This window comes from Actinoplanes sp. NBRC 103695, from assembly GCF_030269485.1.
GTDB lineage: Bacteria > Actinomycetota > Actinomycetes > Mycobacteriales > Micromonosporaceae > Actinoplanes.
In genome coordinates, this window is the sequence record NZ_BSTL01000169.1 from 1 (window position 1) to 255 (window position 255).

Sequence of the window (255 nt, forward strand, 5' to 3'; positions counted from 1 at the left end):
TTCCTGCTGCGGGTCACCGGGATGGGCGAGCGGGTGCCGGAGGTCCCGTCGGTGCGGCTGCTGCGGCCGGACGTCCGAGGGCGGCGCCTCGGCCTGCCGGGCACGGTGCGGAGTTTCCTCGGCACGCGGGCCGAGGGCCGGTCGGACGTCCTGCTGGATATGGCCGCGCAGCTCCACGATCGCGGCGCGGGAACGTCGGTGCTGGCCGAGATGGTTCAGGCCGCGAGCCCGGATGTGACCGACCGGAACGACGAC

The 255-nt window shown here is 74.5% G+C and carries 1 protein-coding gene; it reads left to right on the plus strand.

Annotated features, from left to right (window positions below; genetic code table 11):
* Nucleotides 1–255 (plus strand): hypothetical protein (locus QSK31_RS48720; protein ID WP_285692031.1); only part of this gene is annotated, 255 nt, incomplete at both ends.